We start from the raw sequence: 19761 nt of genomic DNA, 5'->3' as shown, positions 1-19761 counted from the left end.
CTGCCCTCCGGTAGAGCTGGGATATGTTGGTTCAATGCGCAAGAAGATTTCCTACCAAGGCGAGGCCGGTTCCAACTCGAATATGGCCTGCATGCAGCGTTTCCCCGAGATGGAAGCCGTTCCGTGCGCCAGCTTCGAGGACGCATTCGCCATGGTGGAAAACGGCGAATCCGAACTGGCAATGATTCCGATAGAGAACTCCATTGCCGGCCGCGTTGCCGATATCCACGTCCTGCTTCCCGAATCGGATCTGCACATTGTCGGCGAGCATTACCTGCGCATCCGCTTCGACCTGCTCGGGCTGCCGGGCAGCAGCATCGCCGGAGCCACCGAAGTGCACAGCCACATCCATGCGCTCGGCCAGTGCCGCAAGGTCATCCGCAAGCACGGGCTGATCCCGGTGATCGCCGGTGATACCGCAGGTTCGGCCCGCGAAGTGCGCGACTGGAACGATCCTGCCAAGCTGTCGCTCGCGCCGCCCATGGCAGCCGAACTCTACGGCTTGGATGTGCTGGCCTCCGGGGTCGAGGACGACCAGACGAATACGACCCGCTTCGTGGTGCTCGCCCGCAAGCAGGACCTGCCGCACCGCTCGCAGCTTCCCGACTCAGTGATTACCACCCTGGTGTTCCAGGCGCGCAACGTGCCCAGCGCCCTGTACAAGGCATTGGGCGGATTCGCGACGAACGGCGTGAATATCACCCGCTTGGAAAGCTACATGGTCGGTTCGTCCTTCGCCGCCACCACCTTCATGGTCGACATCGAGGGCCATCCCGAAGACTTGCCCGTGCGCCTGGCGTTGGAAGAGCTGGAATTCTTCACCTGGGAAATCAAGATCCTCGGCACCTACGCCGCCAGCGAGCATCGCCAACGCGTTTCGGCAGCTTTCGTCTAGGCCTGCACCCGCTTCCGGCGCCTGCAGGCATCGGGAAGCGCCAGGGGCCTATGTCCTCCACGAGTAGCGGCGTTCGGGCCTGCCGACTCCCCCGTAGCGCAGGTTCACCTGCGCCAAGTTCTCTTCGGCAAGGTATTCCAGATACCGGCGAGCGCTCACCCGGGAGGTCCCGAGCTTTTCAGCCGTTTCGGTGGCCGAGATGGGTTCGGCGGCTTCCTTGACGATGTTCTGGACCAGCTCCATGGTTTCGGCGCTGCAGCCTTTGGGCAGCGGGCGGCGCTGCTGTCCGGCGAGGCCGAAGAGCCTGTTGACGTCGGCCTGCTGCAGTTCCTGGTCGGTGGCCTGCCCCAGCGGCTGGTAGGTCTTGGCGTAGTGCTCCAGGCGCTCGCGCAGGTCCTCGCGCGAGAAGGGCTTCATCAGGTAGTGGACAATCCCTCCGCGCAGCGCACGGCGCACGGTCTCCATTTCCCGCGCCGCACTGATCACCAGGACGTCGAGTTCCGGCTGGACTTCGCGCAAACGCTGCAACAGGTCCAGTCCATTCATGTCGGGCAAGTGGATGTCGAGCAAGATCAGATCCGGAGATAGTGCGGCGGCGGCCTTGAGCGCGTCGCTCGCGGAGTGCGCCACGCCGACCACGGTAAATCCAGGCTCGCTGTTGACGAACCCTGCGTGCACCTTGGCGACCATGAAGTCATCGTCGATCACCAGTACTTTGATCACTTCTTGCTTCCTACTTCCTGAGCGTGGCGGTAAACCGGGCACCGTGGCCACTGGCTGCGGCCAGCTCCCCGCCGCGGCGCCGGCACACGAGGCGGCTGATCGCCAGGCCGAAGCCCCGGCCGCCGGAGACCGAGCTGTCCTTGGTGGAGAAACCCTGGGTGAAGATCTCGTCGATGGCATCTTCGGCGATCCCTTCTCCATTGTCGCTCACGATGACGCGGACCAGCTCGTTGGTTTCCTCGATGCCGACCTTGATTTGAGGCGTGGATGCCGAGATGGCCGCGTCCATCGCATTATCGACGAGATTGCCGATCACCGTGGTCAGATCCCGCGCCAGCTGGTCCTCGCACCGGCCCAAGGCCGAGTTCGGCACCATCGCCAGTTGCACCCCGCGTTCGGTGGCGACGCTGGACTTGGCAATCAGCAGCGCAGCAATCGTGGGTTCTGCGATGCAGGCGGAGACGTCCTCGAAGATCTTGCTCCTGCTGAAGCTCACGCCATCGATGAAGCCGATGACCTCGTCGTATTCCTCGAGCTGGATCAACCCGGAAATCGCGTGCAGCTGGTTGGCGAATTCGTGGGTCTGCGCCCTTAGCATGTCGGCCGTGGCCTTGCTGTCGCCCAGTTCCTGCTCCAGCAGGGTCAGTTCGGTCTTGTCGCGGAAGGTGGTGACGGAGCCCAGGTCCCGCCTGGCGGTCTTGACCGGCATGCGGTTGAACACCAGGACCCGCTCGCCGACAAGGAATTGGCGGTCGGGCTGCTCCTGGCTGGTGTTCAGCGCGTGCCGCACCTGCGGCGCCACCTCCAATTCGTCCAGGGTCTTGCCGACACAGTCATCAGGCAGTTGCAGCAGCTCGACGGCGATGTCATTGGCCAGCATCACCCGGCTGTCCGGAGACACCGAGATGATGCCTTCCTTGACTCCGTGCAGCAGGGCCTCTCGGTGCTCGAACAGCTCCGCGATTTCGCCCGGTTCCATCCCGCGGGTCTGGTGCTTGACCCTGCGGGAGAGCAGTACCGAGCCGGTGGTTCCCAGCACCAGGGAAATGAGCAGGGTGGCCAAGGCGCTGGGAGCGATATCCTGGATCATTTCGCCGGTACTGGGATAGCTTTGGCCTGCGCTGACAATGCCGACCATCTTCCCGTCGTCATCCAGCACCGGTACCTGGGCAATCAGCACATGGTTGCCATTGCGCCAGATTTCCCCGGTCCATCCGCGGCCTTCGGCGACAGCGGATTCGGGGTGCAGGATCGAGGTTCCCACTTCATCGGGGTAGCTGGAGGTGATGACGGTGCCCTGGGGATCGGCGATGATCACGAATTGCAATCCCGAGGTGCTGCGTACCGATTCACCCATGGCAGGCAACGCCGAGCCCATTTCCGGCTCCGCTTGCGGAAGCAGAACGCGCAGCAGCGGGTTGGCGGCCAGCGATTCGGCTGCCGAGAGGCTGCGGCGCCCCTCGATCTTCTCGAAGTTATTGGTGGCCTGGGTCAGCGCGACCGTGATGACTCCTGCGAGCACCACGGCGATAATCAGCAGTTGCAGGACCAGGTACTGTCCGGCCAGGGTCACCCTGCGGCGCGGGTACAGCTGAGCGAGAAATAAACGCATGGACTTCATTGCCTCGCCCCCAAAATTCCAGAATTCCACTGCGCCCACGGCAAACCCCCGCTGGGCGGCTTGCAGCTGGCACTGTGCTACCTTATCGAAGATTCGAATGGTTCAGATCACAATTTCTGGTTACACAATGAACAGTATTTTCTTTGAGTACGCAAGAGTGACTTGCTTCACCATCGCGCATAGGTTGGAATCACTCGCAACCCCGATGAAAGCAAAGAGGCTGAGTCAACATGAAACCATTCAAGTCCTTCCGTGCGCTGACGGCGCTGGCCGCGGCTGCCGCGCTTGCACTGACCGCCACTGGCTGCGGCGTGACCTCCGAGACCTCCAGCACCGACGCTGCAGAGTCCAAGGGCCCAATCGCGAACCTGCGCATCATGGTGCCGAACACCCCAGGCGGCGGCTACGACACCACCGCCCGCGTTGCTGCCAAGGTGATGGATGACGCGTCGCTGGCCAGCAACCCAGAAGTCTTCAACCTTGCAGGTGCCGGCGGTACCGTCGGCCTGGCCCGCATTGTCAACGAGAAGGGCAATGGCGATCTGGCCATGCTCATGGGCCTGGGTGTGGTCGGTGCCAGCTACACCAACGAAACCGACGCCAAGCTGACCGAGACCACGCCGATTGCCAAGCTCATCGAAGAGCCCGGAGCGATCATGGTGTCCAAGGATTCGCCATACAAGACCATCGATGACTTGGTGAAGGCCTGGAAGAAGGATCCGAGCAAGCTCTCGGTCGGCGGCGGCTCCTCCCCTGGCGGACCGGACCACCTGCTGCCGATGCAGCTGGCCGAAGCCGTGGGCATTGATCCCAAGGACGTGAACTTCGTATCCTACGACGGCGGCGGCGATTTGCTGCCTGCCATCCTGGGCAACAAGCTGGCCTTCGCGGCCTCCGGTGCCGGCGAGTACATGCAGCAGATCGAAGAGGGCTCCGTGCGTGTGCTGGCCACCAGCGGCGAGGAGCGCCTCGAAGGCGTGGACGCGCCAACCCTGAAGGAATCGGGCATCGACCTGGTCTTCTCCAACTGGCGCGGCCTGGTGGCTCCGCCGGAGATCTCCGAAGAGGACAAGGCCAAGTGGGTCAACCTGATCACCGATATGCACGATTCGGCCGAATGGCAGGAAGCCTTGAAGACCAACGGCTGGAGCGATGCCTTCATGACCGGCGATGAGTTCTCGGCCTTCCTCACCGAGCAGGACGAGCGCGTTGCCAACGTCCTGAAGACCCTGGGTCTGGCGTGAGCGAAGTAGGCACCGCAAAGAAGAAACGCGTCGAACTCCTGTTCGCCGCGTTTCTTCTTCTCGTCGGAATCATCGTGTTTGTTGATGCGTCGCAGCTGCATGTGACGTACTCCCAGGCAGACGTGGTCGGCCCCAAGGCCCTGCCCTACGTCGTCTCGGGCATTCTTGTTCTTTCAGCCATTGCCTTGGCCATTACCGTGATGCGCGGAAACCTCGCCGAGGGCGAAGAAGGCGAAGACGTGGATCTGAGCCAGCCCTCGGACTGGAAGGTCCTGCTGCCGCTGATCGGCGTCTTCGTGCTGAACCTGCTGATCGTGAACTGGGCCGGCTGGGTCATCTCGGGAACCATCATGTTCTTCGGTGCGGCGACCTGCCTGGGCGCCCGGCGCTGGGTTTTGACCCTGGTCATTTCCCTCGCACTGGCTCTCGGCTCCTTCTACGGCTTCTACCTTGGCCTGGGCATCAAGCTTCCGGCCGGAATCCTCTCGGGGGTGCTGTAAGTGGAAACTCTTGACCTCTTGATGGGCGGCTTCGCCTCGGCGCTGACCCCGATCAACCTGCTCTTCGCCTTCGCCGGAGTCCTCCTGGGCACCGCTGTCGGCGTGCTGCCGGGCATCGGCCCGGCCATGGCCGTGGCCTTGCTGCTGCCACTGACCTTCGGCATGGAAACCTCCAGTGCGCTGATCATGTTCGCGGGCATCTACTACGGCGGGATGTACGGCGGGTCAACCACCTCGATCCTGCTCAATACCCCCGGCGAATCCGCGACAGTCATCACCGCCATCGAAGGCCACAAGATGGCCAAGGCGGGCCGGGCCGCGCAAGCTCTGGCCACCGCGGCCATCGGATCCTTCGTTGCCGGCACCATCGGCACCGCGCTGCTGGTGACCGTTGCCCCGATCGTCGTGAAGTTCGCCGTGAGCCTGGGCGCGCCGAGCTACTTCGCAATCATGGTCCTCGCTTTGGTCACCGTGACCGCCGTGCTGGGTTCTTCCAAGATCCGCGGTTTCGCCGCCCTGGGCCTGGGCCTGGCCATCGGCCTGGTCGGCATGGACCCGGTCTCCGGGCAGAGCCGCCTGACCTTCGGCTTCGCGCCACTGGTCGACGGCATGGACATCGTGGTGGTCGCCGTGGCGATCTTCGCCATTGGCGAGGCGCTGTGGATTGCCGCGCACCTGCGCACCAGACCTGCACGCACCATTCCGGTGGGTGCCCCGTGGATGGGCAAGGAAGACTGGAAGCGTTCGTGGAAGCCCTGGCTTCGCGGCACCGCCTACGGGTTCCCCTTCGGCGCGCTGCCTGCCGGCGGTGCCGAAGTTCCGACCTTCCTCTCCTATGTCACCGAGAAGAAGCTCTCCAAGCATCCGGAGGAGTTCGGCCACGGCGCCATCGAGGGCGTTGCCGGCCCGGAAGCTGCCAACAACGCCTCGGCCGCTGGCACGCTGACTCCAATGCTTGCCCTGGGCCTGCCCACCAATGCCACCGCTGCGGTGATGCTGGCGTTCTTGACCATGAAGGGCATCCAGCCCGGTCCGCTGCTCTTCGAGAATGAGCCCGACTTGGTGTGGGCGCTGATTGCCAGCTTGTTCATCGGCAACACGCTGCTGCTGCTGATCAACCTGCCTTTGGCACCGCTATGGGCTAAGTTGCTGAAGATCCCGCGCCCCTACCTGTATGCGGGCATCTTGTTCTTCGCTACGCTCGGTGCCTTCTCGGTGAACATGCAGGTCGCCGACCTCTGGCTGCTGCTGATCATCGGCTTGCTGGGCTTCGCCTTGCGCCGCTTCGGCCTCCCGGTGCTTCCGCTGATTCTGGGTGTCATCATCGGCCCCATGGCCGAGGAACAGCTGCGCAAGACCTTCCAGCTCAGTGCCGGCGAGGTCTCGGGGCTGTGGAGCGAGCCGCTGGCCGTGGGCATCTACGTGCTCATCGCCTTCCTGCTCCTGCTGCCGGTGCTGATCTCCATCATCCGGCGCAAGCGCGGAACCGGGTCGGACGTTGCAGAAGCCCTGCTGGGCGAAAACGCAGCTGGCGGCGACCAGACCGAGCTGGCAGAGCCTGCCCACCGCAATGAGCACAGCCACGGTGCTGGAAGGAATGAATCATGACAATCGTAGTGGGGTACATCCCCTCTCCTGAAGGCGAAGCCGCCCTGGAACGGGCAATTATCGAGGCTAGGCGCAACGAGGCGCGATTGATCGTGGTGAACTCCTCCAAAGGCGACCAGCTGGTAGACGACAGGCTCATTGATGCGAAGCAGTATCACGAGCTGGAAGCCCGGCTTGCTGAGGCAGGCATCGATTTCTGGATTGAACGCCATTCCCAGGGAGCCGATGCGGCAGACCAGATCCTGCACATCGCCGAGGCGCAACGTGCCGAGCTGATCGTGATCGGTCTGCGCAAGCGCACGGCCATGGGCAAGTTCCTCATGGGGAGCAACGCGCAACGGATCCTGCTCCAAGCCTCCTGCCCGGTGCTCTCGCTGAAGGCATCCAGCGACTGGTAATCCTGCCAGTCCTTCGCGCGAAACGACCGATGGCCCGCACCAGTGGTGCGGGCCATCGGCCTCTAACCCTACTTCTGGTAGGGGTTGGCTGGCGGAGTGTTGTTGCCGCCATTGGCAGTTGGATCCTGCGGCTGCTGCGGAGCCGGGGGATTTCCCGGGTGCGGGCGGTAGCCGCCGTCTGCCGGCGGGATGCCGCCGGCCAGGCGAACCAGTTCAGTGGTGTTCTCCGCGGTGCGGATCTGCGCCAGCAAGGATTCGAGGCTTGCACGGACCAGAACCAGGTAGACCAGGGACACCAATGGACCGACGATCAAGAGCATCAGGAAGCCGAGCATTGCATCAGCCATGAACCCGGTAATCACCAGTCCGAGGTAGCCGATAGCCAACAGGACCATGATCAAGATGTAGACGATCTTGATGATCGATGGCGTGATGAACTGCCTGAAATCCAAGTCGAAGAGGGACTTCACCGTATTTCCTGCTTTCTTTAGAGAAATCGTGCTGTCACGCCCACGCTATCGAATTTCTCAGGAATCGCACAGTAGCTGGAGCGGAATATCATCATTTGTTGCAAAAAATTTCGCCAACAATTCCCGAACAGTCACTGCAGCTATTCCCCCAAGCTACGCCAGGGCCTAGACTGGTGGAATGCCAAGCCCACTGAAGCCGACCGTCATCCCTGCCCGATTGCAAGCCGGAGACGCCGTCAGGGTCATCGCACCCTCGTGTTCCCGCACCTTCGTGATGGAATTCGACAATACGCAGTGGGTCAATGAACGCTTCGATGCCATGGGGCTCAAGCTGGAATTCGGCGAGCACGTGGATGAGAATGACGATTTCGACAGCTCGCCCATTCCATCGCGCGTGGCCGATCTGCACGCCGCGTTTGCTGATGCATCTGTCTCAGGGATCATCTCGGTCATTGGCGGCTTCAATTCCAACGAACTGCTCCCCTACCTCGACTGGGAGCTCATTGCCGCCAACCCCAAGGTCTTCTGCGGCTACTCGGATTTCACTGCGCTGGCCAACGCCGTGCACGCCAAGACCGGGTTAGTGACCTACATCGGCCCGCACTGGTCCAGCTTCGGCATGCGCGATCACTTCGAGCCGACCGGCCAGTGGTTCCGGGCCGCAACCCACGAGCATGCCTGGAGCATCGAGCACGCCACTGAATTCACCGACGACCTGTGGTTCATGGACCAGGACAATCGCAGCGTCAACGCAAGCAGCGGACCATGGATCCTGAACGAAGGCGCTGCCACGGGCATGGTGATCGGCGGGCACCTGGGCACGCTGAGGCTGCTGCAGGGAACCGAGTTCATGCCGTCCCTGGACGGGGCTGTGCTATTCGTCGAGGACGACGGCGCCGCGGACGTCCACGAATTCGCGCGCAGCCTTGCCTCGCTGCTGCAGATTCCTGGAGCCGAGAAAATCCGCGGCCTTGCCATCGGCCGATTCCAGCTCGAATCCAGCATTTCGCGTGACCTGCTGGAACAAATCGTTGCCAAGCATCCGTTGCTCTCCACCGTGCCGGTGGTCGCCAACCTCGACTTCGGGCATACCTCGCCGATGTTCACCATCCCCATCGGCGGCATCGCCCGGCTCGAAGCCCGAGGTCAGGTGCCCCGCATGGATTTTGCCCACGAGGCGCACCAGCTGGATTAGCAGCCATTCCCAGCCGCACGGGCTGAGCACCTGAGGCTCCCGCGTGCTTCTAGTGCTGCAGCAGGTAGCGGGACAGCTCGGCCAGCCGCGGGTTGAGCTCTTCCTTCTTGTCTTCCCGGTGCAGCCGGTACTCCAGCAGCCGTTCGACCAGGTACCACTCTTCGACGCTGGGCAGCCACGATTCGCCGTTGACCGGGCGTTGCTGGTTCGGGTCCCAGTAGCCGAAAATTTCCAGGATCTCGGACTTGTCCAAGAAGAACTCCGGCTGCGCCGAGTAGCGTTGCATGCGATCCGGGATGTACCTACCGGCGCGGATGAACCACCCGGCGAACGTCGAGTCGCACTCGATGTTCCGGTCCCGAACATCATTGCCCTTGTACTGTGCCAGGCGCGAGGCCATGTGCTCCGCCATCGCCGTTGGATCATCCATGAGCTTGCGCCCCCGCTGGGTGGTGGTGAGCACTCCCTTGGCCTTGCGCAGAAGCCCCATGCGCTGCGCAGCTTCGCGAATCGTGGCCACGGTTAGCATGTTGTTTTCGCGCTTGGAGGACCCGCTTTCGAAGTCGATGCCTTCCAGGTCTGAACGTTCCACGAGATCGCCGACAACTTTCGGCGGCATCCAGCCAGCCTTGGTGAGAATCAGCCCGTCGCTGCACAGCTCGGCGAGCACCGTGAAGGGCCGCACCAGCTGAATGAACCAGGACGGCTGCGGCCCGCCGGCCGGCTGCAAGCCCAGGCCGATTTGGGCGGCAGGTACGGACATGGCCAGGCGCAACTCCGGATCCATCGACTCGAACCAACGGCCCAGGCCATTGAAGCCGGCGCCCTGGGCGGCGAGCAGTTCCAAGCGCCGACCGGCTACTTCGGCATCGAAGACTCCGGGATTGAACGGATTCCAGCGCCCACCGCGCCAGTGCATCCAGGCGATGATCTGCTCCGCTTCATCGTCTTCGAGGTCTTCCCAGCTGTCGGGCGCTGGATTGCCGTTGAAGATACCCAGCTTCTCGTACCAGCCGTGGATTCCGCCGCTATCCTCCAGCGGGGCACGCAGCTCGCCGTCCACGACCCGGTAGGGCGGGTCGCCAGCCGCCTTGGCGTGCTGCGATACCACCGTGATCTTGTGCATCCAGCCGTCGCCGAAGTCGTATTCGAAGTAGAGTTCACCTTCCGCCGCCTTGAGCGCCTGGCCCAGGGTGGTGGTCTCCTGGGCTTCGCCCAGTCCGATCTCCAGCCGGCTCTGTTCCTAGTACCAGGTGATGGCCTCGTCGGTGCGCGATCGGAGATGCGGGTTGATGCTGTGGAAGGCCTGCAGGTGCGCGTGCTCCCAGCCCATCGCGCACTGCAGGGCCAGTCCCGCCTCGTCGAGCATGATGATGTCGTCCATGTCCATGGTGCGCCAGATCAACGGGTCGGACCCGACAAGTTCGATTCGCACGGTCAGCATTCGTTGCAGTGAAATCGCACCAGTCATGGTCTTGAGCGTATCTGCCCACTGCCCGAATCCAGAACGGCGAGCACGGAAGAAGACGCGGCAAGCATCCGCGAAAAGGTCGAGGGACCCGCCCGGACAAATCCCGGCGGGTCCCTCGACAGCAAAAGTGGGCGATCAGGCCTTGGCGATCGCTTCTTTCAGCGCGGACAGCAGCAACGCCACCGACCCCGGATTCGCGTTGGGGCCCATCATGCCGATGCGCCACACGGTGCTCGCGTACTTGCCCACGCCGCCGCCGATTTCAATATTGAAGCGGTCAAGCAGGTAGCCGCGGACCTTCGCAGAGTCAACGCCTTCAGGAACGTAGACGGTGGTCAGCTGCGGCAGGCGGAACCCCTCCTGGGCAAAGAGCTCCAAGCCCATTTCCTGCAAGCCAGCTTGCAGCAACCCGCCAGCTTCCTGGTGGCGAGCAGTCACTGCTTCCAGGCCCTCGGCCATGATCCGGTCGATGCCCGCCTCCAGCGAAGCAACCATCGCGACCGGCGCGGTGTGGTGGTAGGTGCGCTGCCCTCCGGTGGAACCGGTGGCGTAGCCTCCGAGCAAGCCCAGATCCAGGTACCAGGACTGCGGCTTCTGGACCCGGCGTTCGAAAGCGCGGTCCGAAATCGTGAATGGCGCCAGGCCGGGAGCCACGCCGAGGCATTTCTGCGTGCCTGCATAGCCGACGTCGATGCCCCATTCATCTGCCAGCACTGGCATGCCGCCAATGGAAGTCACTGCATCGGTGATCAGCAGGGCGTCGCCCTTGATTGCTCCGAGCGCGGCAATATTGGAAACAACGCCGGTACTGGTTTCGGCATGCACGCCGGCAATGACGGTTGGGTTCGGGTGCGCTGCGGCAACGCGTTCGGCGTCGATTGGAGTTCCGTATTCATGCTCAACGCGGACCACTTCCGCGCCAACGCGCGATGCAACTTCGCACATGCGCTCGCCGAACAGGCCGTTGATGGCGATCACCGCAACGTCGCCCGGATTGATGGTGTTCACGAACGCGGCTTCCATGCCGGCTGATCCCGTCGCGCTCAGCGGCAGGGTGCGGGAGTTCTTGGTTCCCCAGAGAGTGCGCAAGCCATCGGCAACGCGGTCCATGCGGGCGATGAACTCCGGATCCAAATGTCCCAGCAGCGGCAGGCCCAGTGCCGCTGTGGCTTCTGGGTACGGGTTGCAGGGACCTGGTCCGAACAGATGGCGCTGAAGAACAGTCTTGCTCATGACGACTCTCTTTCATCTCAATGGGATGTTCCAACTAGAGCCCAGCTTATCCCTCATTTCACGGCAAAACGAAACATATCTTCCGCATTGCAAAATTTTCGCAAGGGACTAGGCAGCCTCGGACTCGATGGCCGCAAGATACTCTGGCAGCTCTGCGACCGACTCGAGAATGGCGGCATGCGGGTGCCGCTCCAGGTCCTCGCGGCCCAGTTTGCCGGTAAGCACGCCGATCCCATTGACTCCCGCATGGTGGGCGGCCAGCAAATCATTGGCGGTATCCCCGGCGGCAACGACCGTGGCTACATCCCGGACTCCGGTCAGTTCCATGGCGCGATGGATCATGTACGGAGCGGGGCGCCCGGCGGCGGTTTCATCCCCGGCAACCACAGCATCCAGAAGCTCGCCAGGACCCACCTTCCAGCCCAGGCCGTCAAGGATGATATCGGCGACATCGCGTGAGAAACCCGTGGTCAATGCGATCTTCGTGCCACTGGCAGCCAAGTGCTGCAGCGCTTCGACGACTCCTGGCAGGGCAACGGGCGGGTTCTCCTGGTAATAACCGAGCAGCAGCTCGCGGAAACGGTCGAATTGCGCTTGAACCTGCTCATCGCTCGCGCTGCCGCCACCGAGTTCAATCAGCGCCTTGATCGCTTCCTTCTTTTCGGCGCCCATCCAATGCTGCAGGTCTTCTTCCCTGACCTCGACGCCGAATTCGCGCACAGCATTCTCCAATGCCCGGTAGACGTCGGCATGCTCGTCAATGGTCGTTCCAGCCATATCGCAGGCGATGAGTTCAAACATTTCTTCTCTTTTCGTCGTGTTTTCTGTTTCAGCCAGCAATGCTTCGCACACGGCTTAATGAGGCACGCTGCTCGCTGGTGTTTTCAATGGTGAAGTTGGCAAGGTGGGGCAGATACCGGTCATCGGAGAACTCGAGTTTCTGCCCCGATTTGGAAGACGTCACGCGCTGCTCGCGCAGCAGAGGGGCGCCGACGGGCACGCCGAGCAGCTGCGCGTCCACTTCATCGGCCGCCACCGCATCAATGGTGTGCTTTCCGCGGTAAAGGTCAACCCCTTGTTCGCGCAGGTACTCGAAAATCGACCCGCTGTCCGTATCGAAGTCGAAGAGCAACCGGCCAACTTCTTGCGGAAAGCTGGTCCGCTCCAGCATCGCCGGGCTCCCGTCGAGCAAACGCAGGCGCAGGAGCTGCACCACCTTGGCGTCTTCGTCGAGTTCAAGCTGCTCGGATACGAAGGCTTCGGGCCGGCGCTGCGCCAGTTCCCTGGTGTCTTGCCCAGCTTCCAAGCCGATGGAACGCGCCCAGTCAGTGAAGGACATGAACGTGGTGAACGATTGGGATTGAACCTGCTGCGCCACGATAGGCGGCTTGCCTTGCCCGCCGGCGATGACTCCCTCCGATCGCAACTGGGCGAGTGCATGCCGAACCGTGCCGCGCGAGGCATTAGCCCGTGCGCAGAGCTCGGACTCGCTGGGCAGGACGTCTCCTTCATGCCAGGTGCCGGCCGCGATTTCCTGCCGCAACCAGGTGGTGAGAGCTTGGTACTTGGGTTGCTTCTTGTTCTCCATCACCACTTGATCATACAAGCCGTTTCACCGATAAATCAGCGATTCATGTGACATTTTGGTGAACTGAATATGAACGAATGGGCCTCATTCTGAACACTTGGAAAACTTGTACAGACAAGTGCAGATCTGGCTTGATTCCCTGACTTTCGAGCATGGATGATCACTGTCGTGAGCAACGAAAAAACTTCCCCGCAAACCCAACCAGGCACTAACCAGGCAGACGTGCTGGTTATCGGCGCAGGCATTGTCGGTATGGCCCATGCCGCCCGTTCCCTGGACGCAGGCCTGTCCGTCATCGTCATCGACCGCGACCATGAGGCCGTCGGTGCATCGGTCCGCAACTTCGGCCACTGCTGCATCACCGCACAGTCCGGAGAACTCTACGACCTCGCGCAGTCGGGCCGCCCACTATGGCTCGACTACGCTGAACGGGCCAGTTTCTGGGCCGTTGAATCGGGTGCCGTTGTGGTCGCCACGACGGAAACAGAATTGCAGGTGCTGCGCGAGCTGTCCGCGCGCCGCGACACCGGCCAGGTCGAAATGCTCAACGCGCAGGACGTCGCCGAACAGCTCGGACGCGAAGGCGCAGAAGGCATCCTCGGCGGAGCGTTCCTGCGTGATGATCTCCGGGTCGATCCGCGCACCACGGTAGCCAAGCTGGCCCAGTGGGTTGATGCCCACGTTGCTGGCAGCGTCCAGTTCAACACCAGCGCCTTGGGGTTCGGTGCCGGCAAGCAACGCCGGGCCAGCGTGCAAACCAATCGCGGCAGCTTCGAGGCCGACCAGGTCTTCATCTGCGTCGGGCACGACGTGGACTACCTCTTCCCGCAGGTCGCGCAAGAGCACCAGATCACCCGCTGTGCACTGCAGATGCTCCGCGCAGAAGCATCCGAGGACCTGGAGCTGAAGCCTGCAGTGCTTACTGCCACCTCCATGCTGCGCTACGAAGCCTTCACCGAGGTGCCGGCAGCCAAGGCCCTTCAGGCTGAAGTCCTCGCCGAACACCCCGAGCTGCTGGACATCCAGGCGAACGTCATGTTCACCCAACGGCCCGACGGCACCCTGCTCCTGGGAGATTCCCACAGCTACGCCGCAACCCAAACTCCCTTCCTCAAGGAATCCACCTCGCAGACCCTGCACTCGGCTATCGGCGGCTACCTGCGTGGCACCGAGCTGAAAGTGCTTGAACGCTGGCAAGGAATCTACGCGTCCAGCGCTATCGGCCCCTTGCTGGTCCGCAATGTTGCCGACGCCATCACCATCGTCTCCGTCACCGCCGGTGTCGGCATGACCCTGTCCTTCGGCCTGGCCGATAAGAACGTCAACGAAATCGCCCTCCCGGCGACTGCTTCCCCAATCACCGCCTAACGCAGCAACAGAACACTTGGAGCAAACCATGAAGATCTCCCCGATGATCAAATTCTCTGCCGTCTCGCTGGGCCTGCTGGCCCTCACCGCCTGCGGGTCCGCCCAGGCAGATGGGCAGGCCAATTCCGAGACCCCGGCGTTCTGCGCCGACGGCCCGATCAATTTCGGCATCGAGCCTTATGAGGCCCCTGCCAAGCTGGAACCTGCCTACGGCGTGCTCGCCGACGCATTGGAACGCGAGCTCGGCTGCGAAGTCGAGGTGCAAGTTGTCGAGGACTACGCCGCAGAAGTACTGGCAATGCGCAATGGAAAACTGGACCTGGGCCAATTCGGCCCCGTGGGATACGTGTTCGCCAGCCAGCAGGCTGGAGCTGAACCGCTTGTATCCTTCGGCACCTCCGAAGGCGAACTGAGCACCTACACCGGCGGCATCTGGGTGGCCAAGGATTCAGAGATCAAGACCCTCGAGGATCTGCGCGGAAAGGACTTCGCGTTGGGCGGCGTCGGCTCGACATCCGGAGATGTCCTGCCGCGCTACGCGCTGAAGACTGCTGGCATTCCCGAGTCGGAGGTCAACTTGAACTATGCAGGTGGCCATCCCGAAGCACTGCTCGCCCTGACCAACGGAACCGTCGACGCAGCCCAGCTCAACTCGCAGACCCAGGCAGTCGCCGAAGAAGAAGGCACCTACAACCCGGAGGACTACCGCCAGATCTGGACGTCGGACCCCATCCCAAATGACCCGATCACCATCAGCGCAGATGCCGACCCTGAATTGAAGAAGGCCGTCAAGGACGCGCTGCTGAACCTGCCCAAGGAAGACATCGCACAGGTCGGTGCCTTCCTGGATGTCTCCCCTCCAGGCCCGCTGTTGGAAGTCACCAAGGAGACCTACGCACCACTGTTCGACCTGGCATCCAAAATGGGTCTCACCGAGGATGACATCTAGCGATGAACACTACGCTGAATACCGGCCCAGCCCTCTCGGTGAAGTCCCTGGCCAAGACCTTCAACCAGCGCCGCGTGCTTGATGACGTCGATTTCTCCGTCAACCGCGGCGAGCTCGTGGCGTTCCTGGGTGCCAATGGCTCCGGAAAATCCACCACCCTCAAGTGCGTCGCCGGTTTAACCAATCCGGACACTGGAAGCATCGAATTGGATGGCGTCCACCTCGCTGATCTGCATGGCCGCGACCTGGCCCGTGCGCGATCCCGGGCAGCCATGGTGTTCCAGAAGATCCACCTGGTGCCCCGCCGCACGGCATTGGACAACGTCTGCGCCGGTGCCCTGTCCCGCGTCTCCGGCCTGGGATCGCTCTCCCCCGCGTTCTTTTCGCGAGAACTGCGCCAAGAAGCGATGGCCTGCCTGGACCGGGTTGGCATGGCTGACCGGGCACTGGACAAGGTCGGACGCCTATCTGGCGGACAGCAGCAGCGTGTAGCCGTCGCCCGGGCACTGTGCCAGCGTGCCTCGGTGCTGCTTGCCGATGAGCCGGTTTCCGCGCTGGACCCGCATGCGGCCGAGAACATCATGGAATTGCTCGCTACCCTGGCGCACGAAGAAAACCTCGCTGTGGCAGCGGTATTGCACCAGCCAGTGCTTGCCCAGAGGTACGCAGACCGCGCCATCGGGCTGCTGCACGGGCGCATCGCCTTCGACGGCCCCGTACAGAACCTCAGCACCGACTTCCTGGATGTTCTCTACTCCCCCGAAAGGATTGCAGCATGAGCCTCCATACCCCAAGCCGCGTCAAGGAGCAGGCAGTGGAACGAACTTCGCACAAGGCCGCGGCAAAGACGGCACCGGCACTGCCCAAGGATCCGCACAAGACGACCCGCCGCACCCTCTGGGCAACCGGAATTGCCGTGATTGCCGTCCTTCACTACTTGGCCATCACCGGAACTGACTTCGATCCGGCGCTGCTCGTGGAAGGCTGGCGCGGTATGGCACGCTTCATCAGCGATGCATTCCCGCCGGATCTGAGCTGGGACAAAGTCATCCGACCTGGCTTGGAGGCAACGCTGGTCACCTTGTGGATCGGCCTGCTGGGCACCACCCTCTCCATTCCCACGGCCCTGGTGCTCGCCGTGCTGGCCTGCCGGACAACGACGCCGCATCCGCTGGCCTACCAAACCGCACGCAGCATCCTGTCGTTCTTCCGTGCAGTACCCGATATCGTCTTCGCACTGATCTTCGTCACCGCGGTGGGCCTGGGTCCGTTCGCCGGTGTGCTGGCGTTGATCTGCCACAACACCGGCGTGATGGGAAAGCTCTGGGCCGAATCCCTGGAAGAAACCGATCAGGGTCCGCAAGAGGCACTGTCCACCACCGGCGCATCACGACTGCAGCAGCTGGCTCATGGATCATTGCCACTGGTCATCCCGCAGTTCGTTGGCCTGCTGCTGTACCGCTTCGATGTGAATGTCCGTTCCTCGCTGGTTCTGGGCCTGGTCGGCGCCGGCGGCATCGGCCTGCTCATCAACCAGGCGATCAAGTCCTTCCAGTTCGATACGATGCTCACGCATATCATCATCGTCCTGCTCTTGATCATCGTGGTTGACCAGGCATCGGGCTTCATCCGCCGGAAGCTGGCTGTCTAGCCTCCACAACAAGCGGCAAAACTCGCTCGACCCCAGCTGGTGTCCATGATCCGGAAAGGATCATGGACACCAGCTGGGGCTCTTGGCGTCTGGGCGGCTTTCAGCTTACCGGGCCTGCGTCTAGCTCACCGGCACGCTCAAGGATTCAAGACGGTCATAGACTTTCTGCCCGCTGAACCAGGTTTGCTGCGCAGTGATCAGCGGCAACTGGTCGAGGGCCACTTCGAACGGGTCCGCCGAGAGCATGATGAAGTCGGCGGATTTGCCTACTTCCAGCGATCCGGTCAGTTCCTCCAGCCCCATGGCCTTGGCGCAATTGATCGTGTAGATGCGCAAGGCATCAGCCAAGGTCGCCGCTTCCTCTTCCCAGAGGGTTCCGGGGAACGACCCGGTAGGATCCTTGCGGGTGATCAACCCGTAGATTCCCTCCCAGGCATTCGGAGAGACGCTCACCGGCCAGTCCGAGCCTCCGGCAACCAGCGCCCCGCTGGCCAGCAAGGTCTTGTTCGGGTGCATCCTGGATGCCCGTTCGGCGGGAAGGACCAGTTTCATCGCTTCGGCGATCACCCCCGGGAACCACAATGACGGCGAGATGTCCGCGGTGACTTCCAATTCTGCAAAGCGCGGCAGGTCGTCCGGGTGAATGAACTGGCCATGGGCGATATGGTACTTCGGCTCGCTTAAGCCAGCCTCGCGCACCTTCTGGATAGTGTCCAGGACCAGTCGCACCGAGGCATCGCCGGTGCAGTGGATCTTTGCTGAAATGCCCCGCACTGCTGTGCTCATCAGCCAGCCTTCGAGTTCTTCTGGCGGCATGGTCGTGCTGCCGCAATGGCATTCCGGGAAACCCACGCCCTCCAGATACGGTTCGATGAAGGCTCCGGTACCGGCCGGAGGGACGCCGTCGAGGAAGATCTTGATGAAATCCGGACGGTGGTGGGCGGACCTGGTTGGCTCACGCTGCGCAATGATCCCCTCGCCCAGCGGATGGGTTCCGAAAATGAAGTCGTTGGCCTGCATGCTGGTGACCACCCAGGCGTGCAGGTTCCCCGCATTGTCCAATTCTTTCAATGCCTGCATGAGCTGCAAGGAGGCGGCGGCATCCTGGAATCCGGTGATGCCGTAGGAATGCAGTATTTCCATGCCTCGTGCAGCGGCTTCGGCCACTTGCGAGGTCGGTGTCGGGCTCAAGCTCTCGCGTGCCTGCTCGACAATGACTCCGGCGGCTTCAAGCAGCACACCGGTGGCACGCCCTTCGGCATCCCGCATGATTTTCCCGCCGTCGGGGTCAACGGTCGCATCGGTGATGCCAGCAAATTCCATTGCGCGGCTGTTCGCCCACCGGTTGTGCTTTGCATCGTCCTTGAACAAGGCCGGCCGTCCACCGGTGGCCTCATCCAGCCGCTCCAGCGCCTGGGGTGTGTTGAGCTCGCTGAACAGGCTCGAGCCCCAGCTGCCGCCGATAACCCACTGGTCCGCGTCCAGCTTCTGCGACCATGCCGCTACGGCTTCCAGGAACCCATCGAGGGTGAGCGTCGGCGGCACGTTGAGCTCGAACAGGTCCATCTGCCCGGCAATCATGTGATGGTTGTGCACATCCATCAGCCCGGGCATGATCGCGGACCCGCCCAGATCGATCATCTCCGTTTCTTCCCCGCGCAGCTCCAGGGCATCATCGCCAAGCGCAACGATTTTTCCTTCGCTGACCGCCATCGCTGTGGCGATGCTGTCTCGCGGATCCAGCGTATGAATGGTGCCGTTGAAAATAATCAGGTCAGGGACTGTGTTCACGAATGCATTCCTTTCGACAGGGACCCGTGGCGGATGGCCTGTGCAACCTTCTGGAAGCAAGGCGGGCGGCCGCCCGGCGGGTGCATTCATTCTGGCAAAGTCCGCACCTGGGGTGTTGGCTTTGCGCGCAGGATTCGTTGTCATTGCACGCCAACGTCACATGGAATTGCAGGCCAGGGAAGGTTCCGCTAGCTCACATCTTGGTGCATGGTTCCGCACAACATGCTGGCAACTTGTGCGTCCCCCTTGCGACAGCCTGCAGGTTGTACAAGGGTGGAAGGACGAATGCGAAAGGAGCACACCTTGAAGAAAATCCTCATGGTCCTGACCAGCGTTTCCGAAATCGGCGAGGACAAGGAGCCTACCGGTTACAACGTCGCCGAGGCCGCGCACCCATGGAAGGTGTTCCGGGATTCCGGGCACTTCGTCGACTTTGCGTCCATCAAGGGCGGACAGCCCCCGCGCGACACGGTGGACCAGGATGACCCGATCCAGGTGCAATTCACCCAAGACGAGACAACCCGTGCCGGCTTGTACAACACGGCACGTGTCGAGGTGGTGGATCCTGCGCAGTACGACGCGGTGTATCTCGTGGGTGGCCACGGCACCATGTGGGACTTCGCAGGCAATGCTGGCCTGCAGAAGGTGGTCAGCGACATCTACAACAAGGGTGGCGTCGTCGGCGCCGTCTGCCACGGACCAGCTGGACTGCTGGATGTCGAGTTGCATCATGGCCTGAAGCTCCTGAGCGGCAAGACCGTTGCAGCGTTCACCAACGACGAAGAAGTGGCCGTCGGCAAGGACAAGATCATTCCATTCTTCCTCGCAGACAAGCTCACCGAGCAAGGCGCTACGCATATCGCCGCCGATAACTTCGAAGAAAATGTACAAGTCTCCGAACGACTGGTGACCGGGCAGAACCCGGCGTCCGCAGCCGGGGTCGCGAAAGAGATGGAAAAGCTCTTGGCCGAGGTGATCCATCAGGAAAAGGCCGAAGAGGCCGCGGCAGCCGAAGCTGAAACTGAGGCCAAGGCAGAGTAAGCGGCGACGCGGTTC

Annotated in this window: 18 protein-coding genes and 1 pseudogene; 11 read left to right on the top strand and 8 right to left on the bottom strand. The window is 62.3% G+C overall.

What is annotated here, in order from left to right:
* Positions 1-34: 34 nt before the first annotated feature.
* Positions 35-895 carry a prephenate dehydratase gene (locus F0M17_RS05175; RefSeq protein ID WP_149596587.1) on the top strand — a complete coding sequence of 287 codons (861 nt, stop codon included), beginning with the start codon at positions 35-37 and terminating at the stop codon, positions 893-895.
* A 48-nt stretch (positions 896-943) separates the two neighbouring features.
* Here F0M17_RS05175 and F0M17_RS05170 read toward each other — a convergent pair whose 3' ends face one another.
* A complete protein-coding gene (locus F0M17_RS05170) occupies positions 944-1618 on the bottom strand; it encodes a response regulator (protein ID WP_141357475.1) in 675 nt (224 codons plus the stop codon).
* Positions 1619-1628: 10 nt separating this feature from the next.
* Positions 1629-3230, bottom strand: a complete 1602-nt coding sequence (locus F0M17_RS05165; protein ID WP_371737255.1) for an ATP-binding protein — start codon at positions 3228-3230, stop codon at positions 1629-1631.
* Between the two features lie 239 nt (positions 3231-3469).
* On the opposite strand from F0M17_RS05165, the gene F0M17_RS05160 reads away from it, so the two are divergent.
* From F0M17_RS05160 to F0M17_RS05145, 4 genes are read left to right on the top strand one after another with little or no spacing between them, the layout of a single operon-like run.
* Positions 3470-4483: a tripartite tricarboxylate transporter substrate binding protein gene (locus F0M17_RS05160; RefSeq protein WP_141357473.1), complete on the top strand. Its 1014-nt coding sequence runs from the start codon at positions 3470-3472 to the stop codon at positions 4481-4483.
* Positions 4480-4983, top strand: coding sequence for a tripartite tricarboxylate transporter TctB family protein (locus F0M17_RS05155; protein WP_149596585.1), 504 nt, complete (start codon positions 4480-4482; stop codon positions 4981-4983). Before F0M17_RS05160 ends, F0M17_RS05155 begins: the two co-directional genes overlap by 4 nt.
* A 21-nt stretch (positions 4984-5004) precedes the next feature.
* The gene (locus F0M17_RS05150; RefSeq protein ID WP_149597707.1) at positions 5005-6591 is read left to right on the top strand and encodes a tripartite tricarboxylate transporter permease; all 1587 of its coding nucleotides are present in this window, start codon (positions 5005-5007) and stop codon (positions 6589-6591) included.
* On the top strand, positions 6588-6989 hold the full coding sequence (locus F0M17_RS05145; protein WP_073706764.1) for a universal stress protein: 402 nt from the start codon (positions 6588-6590) through the stop codon (positions 6987-6989). The genes F0M17_RS05150 and F0M17_RS05145 overlap by 4 nt, the downstream gene beginning before the upstream one ends.
* A 68-nt stretch (positions 6990-7057) precedes the next feature.
* Here F0M17_RS05145 and F0M17_RS05140 read toward each other — a convergent pair whose 3' ends face one another.
* Positions 7058-7459, bottom strand: a complete 402-nt coding sequence (locus tag F0M17_RS05140) for a DUF4282 domain-containing protein (protein ID WP_038989647.1) — start codon at positions 7457-7459, stop codon at positions 7058-7060.
* 178 nt (positions 7460-7637) lie between these two features.
* On the opposite strand from F0M17_RS05140, the gene F0M17_RS05135 reads away from it, so the two are divergent.
* Positions 7638-8654 (top strand): S66 peptidase family protein, encoded by a 1017-nt coding sequence (locus F0M17_RS05135; RefSeq protein WP_149596584.1) that lies wholly within the window; start codon positions 7638-7640, stop codon positions 8652-8654.
* Between the two features lie 49 nt (positions 8655-8703).
* On the opposite strand, the pseudogene F0M17_RS05130 reads toward F0M17_RS05135, so the two are convergent.
* The 4 genes and pseudogenes from F0M17_RS05130 to F0M17_RS05110 form a co-directional block, all read right to left on the bottom strand.
* Positions 8704-10089: pseudogene (locus tag F0M17_RS05130) on the bottom strand (plasmid pRiA4b ORF-3 family protein).
* Positions 10090-10260: 171 nt separating this feature from the next.
* On the bottom strand, positions 10261-11358 hold the full coding sequence (locus F0M17_RS05120; RefSeq protein ID WP_073706761.1) for an alanine--glyoxylate aminotransferase family protein: 1098 nt from the start codon (positions 11356-11358) through the stop codon (positions 10261-10263).
* Positions 11359-11466: 108 nt separating this feature from the next.
* Positions 11467-12159: a phosphonatase-like hydrolase gene (locus tag F0M17_RS05115; protein ID WP_073706760.1), complete on the bottom strand. Its 693-nt coding sequence runs from the start codon at positions 12157-12159 to the stop codon at positions 11467-11469.
* Positions 12160-12187: 28 nt separating this feature from the next.
* On the bottom strand, positions 12188-12946 hold the full coding sequence (locus F0M17_RS05110; RefSeq protein ID WP_149596581.1) for a GntR family transcriptional regulator: 759 nt from the start codon (positions 12944-12946) through the stop codon (positions 12188-12190).
* 168 nt (positions 12947-13114) lie between these two features.
* Here F0M17_RS05110 and F0M17_RS05105 point away from each other — a divergent pair, with 168 nt between their 5' ends.
* Genes F0M17_RS05105 through phnE form a run of 4 tightly spaced genes read left to right on the top strand, consistent with a single transcriptional unit; the run spans position 13115 to position 16914 of the window.
* Positions 13115-14314, top strand: coding sequence for a TIGR03364 family FAD-dependent oxidoreductase (locus tag F0M17_RS05105; RefSeq protein ID WP_246857137.1), 1200 nt, complete (start codon positions 13115-13117; stop codon positions 14312-14314).
* Between the two features lie 28 nt (positions 14315-14342).
* Positions 14343-15263 carry a phosphate/phosphite/phosphonate ABC transporter substrate-binding protein gene (locus F0M17_RS05100; RefSeq protein ID WP_149596579.1) on the top strand — a complete coding sequence of 307 codons (921 nt, stop codon included), beginning with the start codon at positions 14343-14345 and terminating at the stop codon, positions 15261-15263.
* Positions 15264-15265: 2 nt separating this feature from the next.
* The gene (locus F0M17_RS05095; RefSeq protein WP_073706757.1) at positions 15266-16042 is read left to right on the top strand and encodes a phosphonate ABC transporter ATP-binding protein; all 777 of its coding nucleotides are present in this window, start codon (positions 15266-15268) and stop codon (positions 16040-16042) included.
* Complete coding sequence (phnE, locus tag F0M17_RS05090) at positions 16039-16914, top strand: phosphonate ABC transporter, permease protein PhnE (protein WP_073706756.1); 876 nt, start codon at positions 16039-16041, stop codon at positions 16912-16914. Before F0M17_RS05095 ends, phnE begins: the two co-directional genes overlap by 4 nt.
* A 120-nt stretch (positions 16915-17034) precedes the next feature.
* Here phnE and F0M17_RS05085 read toward each other — a convergent pair whose 3' ends face one another.
* Positions 17035-18705, bottom strand: a complete 1671-nt coding sequence (locus tag F0M17_RS05085) for an amidohydrolase (RefSeq protein ID WP_246857136.1) — start codon at positions 18703-18705, stop codon at positions 17035-17037.
* A gap of 303 nt (positions 18706-19008) precedes the next feature.
* On the opposite strand from F0M17_RS05085, the gene F0M17_RS05080 reads away from it, so the two are divergent.
* Positions 19009-19746 (top strand): type 1 glutamine amidotransferase domain-containing protein, encoded by a 738-nt coding sequence (locus F0M17_RS05080; protein WP_073706849.1) that lies wholly within the window; start codon positions 19009-19011, stop codon positions 19744-19746.
* Positions 19747-19761: the final 15 nt, after the last annotated feature.

It is taken from the genome of Glutamicibacter sp. ZJUTW, from assembly GCF_008370855.1.
Lineage (GTDB): Bacteria > Actinomycetota > Actinomycetes > Actinomycetales > Micrococcaceae > Glutamicibacter > Glutamicibacter nicotianae.
This window is presented reverse-complemented; position numbering and strand designations above follow the sequence as displayed.

Excerpts from the sequence above, each read along its gene's own strand:
- F0M17_RS05175 (WP_149596587.1), top strand. The coding sequence starts at position 35 with ATGCGCAAGAAGATTTCCTACCAAGGCGAGGCCGGTTCCAACTCGAAT.
- F0M17_RS05165 (WP_371737255.1), bottom strand. The coding sequence starts at position 3,230 with ATGCGTTTATTTCTCGCTCAGCTGTACCCGCGCCGCAGGGTGACCCTG.
- F0M17_RS05160 (WP_141357473.1), top strand. The coding sequence starts at position 3,470 with ATGAAACCATTCAAGTCCTTCCGTGCGCTGACGGCGCTGGCCGCGGCT.
- F0M17_RS05150 (WP_149597707.1), top strand. The coding sequence starts at position 5,005 with ATGGGCGGCTTCGCCTCGGCGCTGACCCCGATCAACCTGCTCTTCGCC.
- F0M17_RS05145 (WP_073706764.1), top strand. The coding sequence starts at position 6,588 with ATGACAATCGTAGTGGGGTACATCCCCTCTCCTGAAGGCGAAGCCGCC.
- F0M17_RS05135 (WP_149596584.1), top strand. The coding sequence starts at position 7,638 with ATGCCAAGCCCACTGAAGCCGACCGTCATCCCTGCCCGATTGCAAGCC.
- F0M17_RS05120 (WP_073706761.1), bottom strand. The coding sequence starts at position 11,358 with ATGAGCAAGACTGTTCTTCAGCGCCATCTGTTCGGACCAGGTCCCTGC.
- F0M17_RS05115 (WP_073706760.1), bottom strand. The coding sequence starts at position 12,159 with ATGTTTGAACTCATCGCCTGCGATATGGCTGGAACGACCATTGACGAG.
- F0M17_RS05110 (WP_149596581.1), bottom strand. The coding sequence starts at position 12,946 with ATGGAGAACAAGAAGCAACCCAAGTACCAAGCTCTCACCACCTGGTTG.
- F0M17_RS05100 (WP_149596579.1), top strand. The coding sequence starts at position 14,343 with ATGAAGATCTCCCCGATGATCAAATTCTCTGCCGTCTCGCTGGGCCTG.
- F0M17_RS05095 (WP_073706757.1), top strand. The coding sequence starts at position 15,266 with ATGAACACTACGCTGAATACCGGCCCAGCCCTCTCGGTGAAGTCCCTG.
- phnE (WP_073706756.1), top strand. The coding sequence starts at position 16,039 with ATGAGCCTCCATACCCCAAGCCGCGTCAAGGAGCAGGCAGTGGAACGA.